This is a genomic window from Peribacillus sp. BM1 (assembly GCF_056679975.1).
Genome location: NZ_CM155259.1, coordinates 3,658,074 through 3,671,257, shown reverse-complemented (window position 1 = coordinate 3,671,257; position 13,184 = coordinate 3,658,074). Strand labels below are relative to the sequence as shown.

General features: G+C 40.0%; 12 protein-coding genes and 1 riboswitch. Of the genes, 7 read left to right on the top strand and 5 right to left on the bottom strand.

Annotated elements, in window-relative coordinates; genetic code table 11:
* The 6 genes from AC1MGI_RS17685 (at position 1) to AC1MGI_RS17660 (ending at position 6,309) form a co-directional block, all read left to right on the top strand.
* Complete coding sequence (locus AC1MGI_RS17685; protein WP_480346660.1) at positions 1-789, top strand: hypothetical protein; 789 nt, start codon at positions 1-3, stop codon at positions 787-789.
* 295 nt (positions 790-1,084) lie between these two features.
* Positions 1,085-2,038: a ribonuclease Z gene (rnz, locus tag AC1MGI_RS17680; protein WP_480346658.1), complete on the top strand. Its 954-nt coding sequence runs from the start codon at positions 1,085-1,087 to the stop codon at positions 2,036-2,038.
* A 427-nt stretch (positions 2,039-2,465) separates the two neighbouring features.
* Positions 2,466-3,284: a squalene/phytoene synthase family protein gene (locus AC1MGI_RS17675; RefSeq protein WP_480346656.1), complete on the top strand. Its 819-nt coding sequence runs from the start codon at positions 2,466-2,468 to the stop codon at positions 3,282-3,284.
* 173 nt (positions 3,285-3,457) lie between these two features.
* The gene (locus tag AC1MGI_RS17670; RefSeq protein ID WP_480346654.1) at positions 3,458-4,468 is read left to right on the top strand and encodes an ABC transporter substrate-binding protein; all 1,011 of its coding nucleotides are present in this window, start codon (positions 3,458-3,460) and stop codon (positions 4,466-4,468) included.
* A 46-nt stretch (positions 4,469-4,514) separates the two neighbouring features.
* Entirely contained in the window at positions 4,515-5,540 is a 1,026-nt protein-coding gene (locus tag AC1MGI_RS17665) for an ABC transporter permease (protein WP_062178327.1), read from the top strand.
* A complete protein-coding gene (locus tag AC1MGI_RS17660; RefSeq protein ID WP_480346651.1) occupies positions 5,515-6,309 on the top strand; it encodes an ABC transporter ATP-binding protein in 795 nt (264 codons plus the stop codon). Before AC1MGI_RS17665 ends, AC1MGI_RS17660 begins: the two co-directional genes overlap by 26 nt.
* Before the next feature lie 169 nt (positions 6,310-6,478).
* On the opposite strand, the gene AC1MGI_RS17655 is transcribed toward AC1MGI_RS17660, so the two are convergent.
* The 5 genes from AC1MGI_RS17655 to AC1MGI_RS17635 form a co-directional block, all read right to left on the bottom strand.
* The gene (locus AC1MGI_RS17655) at positions 6,479-7,249 is read right to left on the bottom strand and encodes an energy-coupling factor transporter transmembrane component T family protein (protein ID WP_480346649.1); all 771 of its coding nucleotides are present in this window, start codon (positions 7,247-7,249) and stop codon (positions 6,479-6,481) included.
* A gap of 12 nt (positions 7,250-7,261) precedes the next feature.
* Entirely contained in the window at positions 7,262-8,722 is a 1,461-nt protein-coding gene (locus AC1MGI_RS17650; protein ID WP_480346648.1) for an ABC transporter ATP-binding protein, read from the bottom strand.
* A 12-nt stretch (positions 8,723-8,734) separates the two neighbouring features.
* Positions 8,735-9,328: an ECF transporter S component gene (locus AC1MGI_RS17645; RefSeq protein WP_157279409.1), complete on the bottom strand. Its 594-nt coding sequence runs from the start codon at positions 9,326-9,328 to the stop codon at positions 8,735-8,737.
* A gap of 22 nt (positions 9,329-9,350) precedes the next feature.
* Positions 9,351-10,034: a thiaminase II gene (gene tenA / locus AC1MGI_RS17640; protein WP_480346646.1), complete on the bottom strand. Its 684-nt coding sequence runs from the start codon at positions 10,032-10,034 to the stop codon at positions 9,351-9,353.
* 149 nt (positions 10,035-10,183) lie between these two features.
* A riboswitch (TPP riboswitch) is annotated at positions 10,184-10,340 on the bottom strand.
* Positions 10,341-10,601: 261 nt separating this feature from the next.
* Entirely contained in the window at positions 10,602-11,135 is a 534-nt protein-coding gene (locus tag AC1MGI_RS17635; RefSeq protein WP_480346645.1) for a MerR family transcriptional regulator, read from the bottom strand.
* A gap of 758 nt (positions 11,136-11,893) precedes the next feature.
* On the opposite strand from AC1MGI_RS17635, the gene AC1MGI_RS17630 reads away from it, so the two are divergent.
* Entirely contained in the window at positions 11,894-13,075 is a 1,182-nt protein-coding gene (locus AC1MGI_RS17630) for an acetyl-CoA C-acetyltransferase (protein WP_480346643.1), read from the top strand.
* Positions 13,076-13,184: the final 109 nt, after the last annotated feature.

The following is a 13,184-nucleotide window of genomic DNA, read 5'->3' as shown; positions in this document are numbered from 1 at the left end:
ATGGATATTGGTACATCGACTGTTGCGGTGTCTTCTGAAACAGAAGTATGGATTCAACCACTCGCCCCAAAGATTCCGCAAATGGATAAAGAAAAGAGACGATTACTACGAAAATTGGATCGCAGTCGCCAAAGCAACAACCCAACCAACTTCCATCCTGATGGAACAGTAAAAAGAGGGATACAATTAACATGGACCCGCAGTCATCACTACCTAAAAACCCTTTACCAATTAAAAGAACTGTACCGAAAGAGAACGGATTATGTAAAAGAACAGCATTCTTCTATAGCCAATCGTATTTTGGCATGTGGAGATGAAGTTTATATAGAAACCATGAACTTTAAAGCGTTAGCTAAACGAGCTAAAGAGACAAAGAAAAACAAGGATGGTAAATTCCAACGAAAAAAGAGATTTGGCAAAAGCGTTGGCTCCTATGCTCCTGCGATGCTTGTTGACATCGTCCATCAAAAATTAACATACACCCATAATCCAATTCATAAAATCAACACCAGAACCTTTAAAGCAAGTCAATATAATCATGTAACAGACAGCTATCAAAAGAAAAAACTTCATCAACGATGGACATGGATCGGAAATCATCTCGTTCAGCGAGATTTGTATAGTGCCTTTTTATTGATGAATAGCGAAATGAACGGACAACAAATCAACCGAGAATTATGCTTTCAAACCTTTGGAAGATTTGTAGCGTTACACAATCAAGAAATGGAACGATTAAAACAAAATAAAGAAAAATTGCCAAGTAGTATCGGAATCAAAAAAGGTAGGTAAGGAATCGATTCTTCGTAGGTGGAGCTACCCGCCTTCGTTAAAAGTGTTCGCTAACACAATAATGGTTGTGTGGAACATAAAGTCCCATGGAACAGAAGAGTAATCAAAGATGTTGTACACAGAGATCCATTTTCGTAAAAAAGAAAGGCAATGCCTTTCCTAGATGTATGAAGGTGACTGTGGAGACCTTTGTAAGGCTTCTATTAAGTACATGAGGACCCCACTTCTTTAGAGGTGGGAGTAGTCAGTTTATGTTATAATATATGAAGGAAAAAGATGCATCGGAGGTAATATTTTGGATTTTGTTTTTTTAGGGACAGGTGCAGGTGTTCCTGCCAAGGCTAGAAATGTGTCGGCAATCGCGCTTGAATTACTGGAAGAGCGAGGGGTGGTTTGGTTGTTCGATTGTGGGGAAGCTACCCAGCACCAAATATTAAAAACATCTGTTAAACCACGCCGAATTGAGAAAATTTTTATTACGCATTTACATGGTGACCACATATTCGGTTTGCCTGGACTGCTTAGCAGCCGTTCTTTCCAAGGAGGGACTGATGACTTAACTGTATATGGTCCGAAAGGGATTGCAGATTATATTCAAACAAGTCTTTCCGTAAGCGGCACCCATCTTAAATATGCTCTTTCTGTTGTAGAGATAGAAGAAGGCATCGTCTTTGAGGATGATCAATTTACGGTTTCGGCCTTAGCGCTTGATCATGGAATTCTTTCTTACGGGTATCGGATTGTAGAAAAGGACAGACCTGGGACCTTGCTTGCCGATAAGCTGAGAGATGAAGGTGTAGCACCTGGCCCCATCTTTAAAGCTATTAAAAACGGGGAAAATGTTACACTAGAAGATGGACGCGTTTTATATGGAACTGATTATCTTAGTGAACCGAATAAAGGAAGAATCCTTACGATCCTTGGCGATACGAGGACATGTGAACAGTCTATTTTGCTTGCGGAAAATGCGGACTATCTTGTTCATGAAGCAACTTTTTCGGCGGATGAAGGGGAGATGGCATTTGATTATTTTCACAGCACGACTGCCCAAGCTGCAAAAACAGCAAAACTAGCGGGTGCCCGTCATTTAATTTTGACACATATTAGTGCCAGATATATGGGGGAAGACATCGCAGTACTGCAAAACGAAGCGTGTGAAATTTTTCAAAACACGGTAATTGCAGAAGATTTACTCCAGATAAAGATACCTTTGTATGTAGAAAAACAAGGGGAGTCTATTCTTGAATAGCCCTCTTTGTGTGGTATGATAAAGTGAAACTTCCATAAGTGGGGTGTAGTTCCCCACTTATGGTTAGTTGAACCAATCGGGGTTTTACAAGCTGTTTAACACTAACACGATTCCATACGATAAGGTGAGTATTACAGACTGTTAAACCGGGATAAAGTGAAACTTCCATCAGTAGGGTCTTTTTTTCACCACCGATGGTTAGTCCCGTTCTAGTGTCGCTAAATCTTCGATAAAGCGACACTACGAACCCGATTGGTTCAACTAAACCTCTGCGCAACTCTAGGTAAGTTTCACTGTATCTCACCAATCGAGGATATACAGGCTGTTAACATCCACTTGATTCTACACGATATGCTAAGTATTACAGCCGTTAAACTGGGATAATAAATTTAGAAAACGAAAGTTGTACATAAAAAGGAGCTTTAATATGAGCGAAGAAAAAGATTTACAAAAGAAGGCCCATGATTTTTTAGTGCAAACGAGCCGAACCTTTGTCATTCCAATTAGCCAGCTTCCTTCTGGACTACAGGAAACGGTGGGCGCAGCGTATTTATGCATGCGTGCAATCGATGAAATTGAGGACCACCCTCAGCTCCCTGCTGAGATAAAAAGTAAATTATTAATAGAAATCAGCAAGTTGTTGAGAAATGGATACAATCGTGAGAACCTGCTGAAAATTCTCCTTCCTTATGAAGCTTCCCTACCGGACGTTACGTTATTTCTAAATGATTGGATTACGCTTTGTCCTGAAACGGTCGTAGACAAAGTACTTGATGCGACGGCAGAAATGGCAGAAGGAATGGCTAAATGGGTCGAGTTGGACTGGCAGATTCAAAATGAAGCGGATTTGAATGAATATACCTATTATGTGGCTGGTCTTGTTGGAACGATGTTATCGGATCTTTGGAAATGGCATGATGGTACAGAAACAGACAAAGAACTTGCCATAGCCTTTGGTCGTGGACTTCAAACCGTGAATATTCTTAGAAATAAAGCTGAAGACGCAGAAAGAGGCGTGAACTTTTTCCCAGATGGTTGGGAGTTCGAAGATATGCTTCAGTTCACTGAACAGAATTTAAAGCGCGCTAATTTATATTTGGCAGATATTCAAACAACATCCATCCGCCATTTTTGTGAAATCCCATTAGCATTTGCCCACGCTACTGTCACAGCGTTAAAGGATGGCAAAGAAAAAATCAATCGCGAAACTGTTACCGACATTGTAACGAAAATTATTGGTAGCTAATGATTATCGAACCGTTCAAGATAGTGTTTTTCACTATCTTGAACGGTTTTTTTATTTGTTATTTTAAAATATTATCGGAAAAATTAGAATTGTATTGTAATTAGTCTAGGTATTTGGGTATAATTTATTTCAACAAAGCATAAAAGCAATAAAGGAAATAGGGGGATATATTTATGAGAAACACATGGCTTAAAACAACGGCGGTCGGTTTAGCGGCAAGTGTATTGTTAGTAGGGTGTGGAAGTGATACTAGCAGTTCTGGCGATTCTGGAGAAACGTCTAAGGAAAAAACCTATCAAATTGGTGTGTCTCAATTTGTGCAGCATGCTTCACTTGATGAAGCCTATAAAGGGTTTCAGGAAGCATTGAAAGATAAAGGAATCAATGCAAAATATGACCCACAAAATGCACAGGGAGATCAAAATAACACGTTAACGATTTCGCAAAATTTCGTAGGCAAAAATGTAGATTTGATATTTGCTAATTCTACGCCAAGTGCTATGGGAGCATTAACTGCAACAAAGGACAGTAACAAGGACATCCCAATTGTCTTTACTTCTGTAACTGACCCAGTAGCAGCTGAACTAGTTGAATCTCTTGAAGCACCTGGAGGAAACATTACTGGAACAACAGATGCGCATCCTGATGCGATTGCTAATTCTGTGAAGTTTATGGCAGAAGAGCTTGGTGCGAAAACGATTGGAACAGTCTATAATTCCGGAGAACAAAATTCAATCGTTCAGATTAATATGTTAAAGGCGGAAGCAGACAAACATGGAGTTAAAGTAGTTGAAGCATCAGCTGCGACGTCTGCTGATGTGAAGCAAGCCACTGAATCACTCGTTGGCAAAGCAGATGCCTTCTTTATCATAACCGATAACACGGTTGTAGCAGCGCTTGAATCGGTTATTATGGTTGCTAATGAAAAAGATATTCCGCTGTTTGTTGGAGAATTGGATTCTGTTGGACGCGGTGGATTTGCGGCATATGGTTTCAGTTACCACGATATCGGGTATGAAGCAGGGGAAATGGCTGCAGACATTCTATTAAACGGAAAAAAACCTTCCGAGCTTCCGGTTCAATATCCGCAAAATCTTAAACTTGTCATAAATGAAAAGGCAGCGAAGGAAATGGGAGTCGAATTGAAGAAAGAATGGAAATCAGAAGCTGAATTTATTAAATAAAAATTAAAAACATCTAAGTATAAGCTTCTAAGAAAGGGATGAAAGGATGCCTACAGCAATCTTTAGTTCATTTGAATCGGGACTGATTTATGCAATCATGGCTCTCGGCGTATATTTGACATTTCGGATTCTTGATTTTCCAGATTTAACAGTTGATGGTAGCTTTGTGACGGGAGCAGCTGTCACGGCAATTATGCTTGTAAATGGCTACTCACCAATTATCTCAACGGTAGCAGCCATACTAGCGGGTTTTGCAGCTGGTTCGATTACAGGTCTCTTGCATACAAAGGGGAAAATCAATCCGCTACTTTCTGGGATCTTGATGATGATTGCCTTATACTCGATTAATTTACGAATTATGGGCAAATCTAATATTCCGTTATTTTCGGAATCAACGATCATTACGAGTGTTAAGGAAATTTGGGCAAAAACAGGATTGGATGCCTTCTTTAATAAAGGAATGGAACTGCTAGGACTTGGAAATTCTGTTCCGAGCACATGGGCGATTATATTTATTATGCTCGTCATTTCACTAGTCATAAAATTTGCCTTATCGCTATTCTTAAAAACAGAAATTGGGCTTGCTATCCGCGCTACTGGTGATAACCAATCGATGGTGAAAAGCTTTTCCACCAATACTGATAACATGAAAGTGCTTGGACTTGCAATTAGTAATGCACTAGTCGCTTTCTCTGGTTCTCTCATCGCCCAATACAATGGCTTTAGCGATATTGGCATGGGGATTGGCATGATTGTCATTGGCCTTGCTTCTGTTATTATCGGTGAAGCGATCTTTGGAGCAAAAACGATTGCACGAGCTACGCTTGCTGTGATTGGCGGTGCGATTGTATACCGACTTGTCGTTGCACTCGCGCTTCAAGTTCAATTCTTACAAACAGGGGATGTAAAATTAATCACCGCAGCGATTGTCATCGGTGCCCTAATCATTCCGCAGTTAAAGGATAAGCAGAAAGAAAAAAGCATGAAGAAGAAACGCTTGAAAGAACTGCAATTGCAGCAAACATTGGTGAAGGGGGCAAAAGAGGTTGCTACAGCTAAATCAGATATATAAAGTGTTTAACCAAGGAACTCCAGATGAAAAGCTAGCGCTAAAATCTCTCGAGCTTACCCTTGCAAAAGGTGAATTTGTGACCGTCATCGGTAGCAATGGTGCCGGTAAGTCGACACTAATGAATATGATTTCCGGAAAGCTGATCCCTGATGCAGGTTCAGTGATCATAGATGGTAAAGATGTTTCGCCGGTTGATGAGTATGTGCGAAGCAAAATGATTGGTCGTGTTTTCCAAGACCCGATGGCTGGAACTGCGCCACATATGACGATTGAAGAAAACTTGGCAATCGCTTATGGCAGAACGAATAAAAGAGGCTTGCAATTTGGCGTCACGAAAAGTCGTCGCAGCTTTTATAAAGAAAAGCTCGAGACGCTACACCTCGGATTGGAAAACCGAATGAATGCGAAAGTGGGTATGCTTTCAGGCGGTGAACGGCAGGCATTGTCACTATTGATGGCGACCTTCACGAATCCGAAAATATTGCTTCTTGATGAACATACAGCAGCACTCGATCCATCACGTGCCGACCTTGTTACTAACCTAACAAAGGAGATTGTTAGTCAAAACAATCTAACGACATTAATGGTTACGCATAATATGCAACAAGCCCTTGATCTTGGTACTTCTTTAATTATGATGGATAAAGGTCAAATTATCTTTGAAGCAAGAGGCGAAGAAAAGCAAAAGTTAACCGTAGAGAAGCTTCTTCATGAATTCCAACGAATCAAAGGTGAAAAAATGCTGAATGATCGAGCGGTATTGATTTAAAAAAGGAAAATGTTATTATGATGAATATAGAAGCAGTGAGATATTTTTGAAATCTCACTGCTTTTTTTATGGAGATGTGGGTCGAATATCTTAAGTCGATGTATGTATGCGATCTATAAGTTCAACCATTCAACATCCTTTAAAAAAGATCGTTGGTATATCAAAAACATCAAATCCCCTTAACCGCTCCATAATACCCTGCCAAAAGTAAGATGACAAAATATAAAATGAATACAAGATCATGCTTAGAAAAACCGATTTCGTAATAATACGTTCGGTTCTTCGTATCGGAAAAACGCTTTGCTTCCATGGCCACAGCGATCCGGTGTGCACGTCGGATACTCCCTGATAACATCGGGATGGCATAAGCTTTCATTTTAAAAAAAACGGATTGTATCCCTGTTTGTCTGACCACTCCTCGCACTCTCATAGCATTTTGAATCGTTTGAAATTCTTCCAGCATGATCGGAATTAATCTCAAGGCTGCCATAAAGCTATAAGCATATTTAGGTTTGAGTTTGACTTGTTGCATTAAAGAATAGAACAGATAGACGGGTCTCGTAGTTAAGGCAAAGGTTAGTCCTAGTACTGCAAATAGTAATGCACGAAAACCAACAAGAAGTCCTCTAAAAAAGCTTTCTTCGGTAATATGAATAAGCCCCCACTTAAACCAAGTGGTGTTTCCTTGTCCAAATAAAATCATCGAAGAAGAAGTCGATAAAAATACAACAAAAAAAGGAATGAAAAGTAATAAAATTCGTTTGAGCGGCTGTCCTGTAAAACACAAAAATAAAATCAAGACGATAACTGTAAAGTTCATCATAAATAGTAAATCATGAACCGATAACACAACGATACACAACATCATTAATACGAATAACTTAAGGCTAGGATTAATCCGATGTAGCCATGTTTCTTTACTTGAAAAATCTAATTGCATGACGCTCCTCCATTACACGGATACTAATTCAGTCTTCATGTTCATACTTTGCATTTCATCGCTGATCACTTTCCCAGCATCAATTGTCCAGATTCTTGTTGCGAAGTTGTTTGTAATCTGTTCATCATGGGTAATCATGATAATCGTCGTACCTTTTTGTCTGAGTTCTTCCATCCATTCAAGTAACGCAAAGGTGTTTTTGGAATCTTGGCCAAAAGTAGGTTCGTCTAAAAGAATTAGCTTTTGTTCCTTTACAATCGATGCAGCTACACTTAAACGACGTTTTTGTCCCATCGATAATTGATATGGGTGTTTATTACGATGGTCTACTAGCCAGAACCGTTCTAGAAGTTCTTCGACTTTACCTTCTATTTCTCGGGTATCCTTTTTGTCTATCTTTAATGAGTAGGCGATTTCTTCATAGACTGCATTTGCGACAAATTGAAATTCGGGATTTTGAAACACAAATGTCACGAGATCCGCATGTTTTTTTCCTTTTTTTATCGGGCTTCCTACTAATTCACAATGTCCTGTTGTTTTGATAAATTGCATGAAAGCATGTAAAAGAGTGCTCTTGCCGGCTCCATTTTCGCCTTTTATAACAATCCATTCACCTGAATAAGCTTGCAAATGATCTACCCGGATTTTTTCTTCCTTTTGCCTAAATCCTTTAAAGCTTTGCACATCTAATACTTTCTCCTTTTTTTCAAAGGGCGTCCTCGAACGTAAGAGGGAGGTAGTTTCTAGATACTCTTCCCAAATACCTGGAAACCAGATTCCTTGTTCCCTCATTTCATTTTGATACGTTGATAAGATTTCTTCTTTTGGTCCATCGGCTATAATCTGTCCTTCTTCATTAAAAAGAATGATTCGTTCAATGAATTCTAGGACATGATCAATTTTATGTTCTACAATAATCAATGTTTTTTCTTGGCCGACTTCTTTTAATACATTCCAAATCTCTTTCGTTCCTTTAGGGTCAAGCATCGCTGTTGGTTCATCTAAAAATAATACGTCTGGTTTTAGGGCCAAGATCGATGCTATCGCTAAGCGTTGTTTCATGCCTCCAGATAGTGTTTGAATGTTAGTATGAATATCTGGTAGAGATAAACCGACCTGCTGTAAGTGATGATGGATTCGCTCAATCATTTGTTGTTTTGGAACGTTCATATTTTCAAGAACGAATGCAATTTCTTCATCAACAAAAGGCATGCAAAACTGACTATCAGGATCTTGAAAAACATACCCCCATGAAGAGGGACATAAAAGTGCCTCAGCTTTCATGGGAACGTCAATCGAATGAGGAATTAAGCCGCTTAAAACTTGTAAAAGCGTCGATTTTCCACAACCTGATGGCCCGAGAAGGAGAACTTTTTCCCCTTTGTAAAAGGTAGAAGAGAAGTCCTTAAATAATAAGGACGCATCTCCAGGGAATTTCAATCGTAACTTTTCAACATGTGCAATTCGTTCCATAGTTATCCACCCTTACTTTTGATCCAGTTCAGCATAATCTTTACTTGATGCTGGACGAACAAGATTTGTTACGCCTGTCGCTTCTAAAACTCTCACTAAATAGTAAGCAAACACACCTGCAAAGAGAATAGACCCGAGAAATCTAGCAAACATAAATAATGTTAAATTCCAAGCAGCAAGATCACCGATTTCTCCATAGGCGAAATCCATTAGGACCGATCCTAAGCATGCAGCGATAGCCGACAATATCGCTACGGAAATATGAAATCGTTTATATTTGAAAGCCATAAAGACAAGCTCTGCAAACAAACCTTGGACAACGCCATACAGAAGCACGGTTAGCCCCCATGGGGAACCTAAAAGAAATTCACCGGACGCCGCTGCAATTTCGGCAAGCAATGCAACACCTGGTTTACGGATGATAAAAAAGGCAACATTAGCCGCAATAAACCACATGCCATACATAAATTGGTCGGCATGTAAGCCGATTGGTTTTAGAGCATAATATACGGAACCCCAAAGAATATAGACAATGCCAAATGCAATGGCAATTACAATCGTCACTAATATGTCTGTCAATTTTAACCCTTTTGTCATGTTATGAATCTCCTTTTTTAGAATTGGATTATTATACTTCTAGTACTTTTTTTTGAACCGGCCACGTTTCTAACTGATACGCCATTTCCCAAAAAGAGTATTCATATTGACTACTAAGGATGAAATGCTCTTTCATTCGTAGTTTATCTTCCTCAGTCACTTTGTTAGCAATCTCATCGATTCTCTTAATCTGTTCGTCTACCAATGTCCGGAACCAATCGCCGCCATATGCAGCAATCCATTCTTGATAAATCGGTTCTTCTGGTGTACAACCTTTTAGTCTTTCACCGATTTCATAATATAACCAGTAACATGGCAGGATTGCCGCAATTACGTCACCTAAATGTCCTGAATAGGAAGCACGATACATATGTGACGTATATGCATAAGCAGTAGGTGCAGGTTTAAAGTTCTTCTTTTCCTCTTCAGTAATGCCTAATCGTTTAGAGAAATTGTCATGGAGCGATAGCTCAGCTTCATACGTTCCTTGTGCATGGCTGGCAAGTCGACTCGTTGTGTATAAATCTGTTGCTTTTACTGCCCCTAAAGCTTGTACTCTAGCAAAATGAGATAAATAATAAGCATCTTGCATCACATAGTAGCGAAAACAGGCGAGTGGGAGTGTCCCATCTCCAACTCCTTTAACAAACGGGTGGTGAAAGCTTGCTTCCCAGATATGATCAACTTCTTTACGAATTTCCTTTGAAAATGTCATGTGATTTGCCCTCCATTTTTTCTATTAGTAGTAAGTGAGACACAGATAGATATATGAAATTGCCCAGTATCTTCTTTTAAAAAATAAAAAACCACTTCCTTTTTAGCATAAGAAAGTGGTTTTGATTGGTTACAAAATAGGTGTCCTCAGTATAGACGCCCCCACTTCCCTACGCTGGTATAATCCAGATCAGGTTCTAAGGGTCTTAAAGTCTCACTTTAATCTCAGCCTTTTCGGTCATAAGAAGCTTCAAATATCTTTGTCAGCTTTCCATTTCCCATTCAAGAGGCACCCCTAGTGGTAAAAATTGTTTATTTAATTGTCATTTGTCTAAATAGTATCATGAATTTTTTGATTGTCAATCTTTTATGAAAAATAGGAATGTTTGATGATTATCTAAACGTTGCAGATTGATATGCAAATAAGCTTTGACTGAATGGGGATAGTAGGCGATCAATACTGAAAATTGCACTGTTTGTTTTATTTCTATGACTTTGTCTCGAGAGCACGACTTACCTTCACAGTGAAGGTATAAAAAAAGAGCAGAAGATTCTGCCCGGAGCTTGATTAGCCGAATAAAAGTTGGAAAATATGCCGTCGTTTTTGCTTTTTTGGTGCTTTTTTTCCGTCAAAGACAAGTGGATTACTAGATAATGACATCCCTTTTTCATTGTTTTTTCCAGTCTCAAGCGCTTCAATCCGTTTAGCCATGCTTTCAATCTGTTTGTTTAGATCTTCAATTTCTCGACGATGTTGAAGGAGTTGGTAAGATGCTACGCTATCGGCTTTATCATCGAGTCGTCTTTCTAACTCCTGAACGGTTGTCAGAAGTTTTTCTATGACAATCTGATTTTCAGGAGGTTGAACAGTTGGCTTGACTGCTCCTTTTCTACTCTTTTTCTCTCCCAGTTCAACTTGCTGGAGAACTAATCCAGCGTTTAATTGCTGCTGGATTTGTTTCAATTGCTGTATGTTTTCGTCCGTAAATAAGTAGTGACCATGTGAATTACGCTCAATCTCCATATTGCATGCTGTGACCCAACGCTGTACCGTACTTTGAGAAATTCCTAATTCATTTGCTACTGACCCTGAATTTTTCATTAAAAATCCCTCCTAATGACTATACAATTCTTCCTCTTTCGCTGATTTCCTTTCCCTCTGACAAAACAAGTTTAGATTCGGCAAAGAAAGTGGATTTGCCCCTTATTTTTTAACAGATGTCGATTTCGCTTTGAAGAATTCAACTCTCCTATGAATGAGGAAATCTATATAAAGTGAAACTTCAATCAGTGGGGTTTTCTTCATCCCCCACTGATTGTTAGTCCCGTTCTATTGTCGCTAAGATCTTCGCTTTCGCTTCGACCAATCGACAGTACGAACCCGAATCAATGAATCACAGACTAAGTACGCCGCATCCTGCGGCAACGTCTGTGTGACCCACATCCTGTGGGCCTCAACTATGCCTTTGAAAACCACAAAATTAAGTTTCACTGTATCTCACCAATCGGGATTTTACATAAAAAGTGAGGCGACTGCCCAGCCCTGACAAGCATAAGATGAAATACGGCGTGGCGTAGTTTGCCACAGAGTATTTCATCTTATGACCTCGGAGGGGCTAGGAGCCGCAACTAGATTGGGCAGTGGTCCCCCACCTACGCTTCTTCGATTCTCTAAGCCTTGAGGTGGGGGTCTTACTGCCCGTTAATGCAGAATAAAGTGTGAGAAGAGGAAATTTTGAGGAATAAAAACACTTTGAATTATAGAGGTTGTTCAGAAAAATCTAGACTTAAAAAACTAAACGGTTATAATTCTACTATATATTGAATATTCTGATACTTGGTTGAGGAGGAGGTAGATGCATGAGTGATGTGTATGTAATAGAAGGGGCTCGAACGGCATTTACGAGTTTTGGAGGATCCTTTGCTCAAGTTTCGGCAGCTGATTTAGGGGCAGCGACAGCACGGGAAGCTTTAAGAAGAGCAAACATACAGCCAACAGATGTAGATCATGTCATTTATGGGAATGTTATTCATTCCTATACGAATGCATCCTATTTGGCGAGACATATCGGCTTAAAGGCGGATGTGCCTTTTGAGGTTCCCGCATACGCTGTGAATCGTTTATGTGGTTCAGGTGCACAGTCGATTGTATCTGCTGCACAGCATATTTTATTAGGCGAGGCTCAAATCGTGCTTGCTGGTGGTGCGGAGAATATGTCAATGTCACCTTTTGCGAATTTCAACGCGCGTTTTGGTGGCTCGAAATACGGGACGCTTGTTTTTGACGATATGTTGCAAAGTACATTAACGGATGAGTATGCAGGCAGTGGAATGGGCATGACAGCGGAAAAATTGGCATCCATCTACTCGATTTCCCGAGAAGAACAGGATTCGTTCGCTTTGTTAAGTCAACAACGTGCAGCCAAAGCGAGAGACACCGGTGTTTTTGCGAAAGAAATTGTTCCTGTTGGAGTTCCACATCGGAAAGGCACCAAGTCTATTTCCGTGGATGAACATATAAAAGGGGATGTAACAGCAGAGAAATTGGCGTCATTAAAACCTTCATTTAAAACAGATGGAACCGTGACACCAGGAAATGCGAGTGGGATTAATGACGGTGCAGCTTCTGTTATTGTTGCAAGTAAAAGAGCTGTGGGCGAAAGAGGTGTACAACCACTCGCGCGAATTGTGTCATGGGGAGTGGCTGGTGTAGACCCTTCAATTATGGGAATAGGCCCCGCCCCAGCAATCCGTCAAGCATTGGATAAGGTTGGATTGACGATTGCTGACATGGATGTAGTCGAAATAAATGAAGCATTTGCTGCGCAATATTTATCAGTTGAGAAGGAGCTAGGGCTTGACCGTGATAAAACGAATGTCCATGGTGGTGCGATTGCACTAGGTCATCCAGTCGGTGCGAGTGGAGCGCGAATTCTATTATCACTAGCGTACGAGCTCAAACGGCGGGGTGGACATTTTGGAATCGCAAGCCTTTGTATTGGTGGTGGACAAGGAATCGCTGTTGTTTTAGAAAACGTCTAAAGGTTGTATCACGAAAGCTCAAGTATCTAGAAACTAAAAAGGGGATCTTTCCCATTTGAAAGAAACGAAAGTGAGATTGGAAACGGGGCTGCCTTTAAGAGTAAGTCTA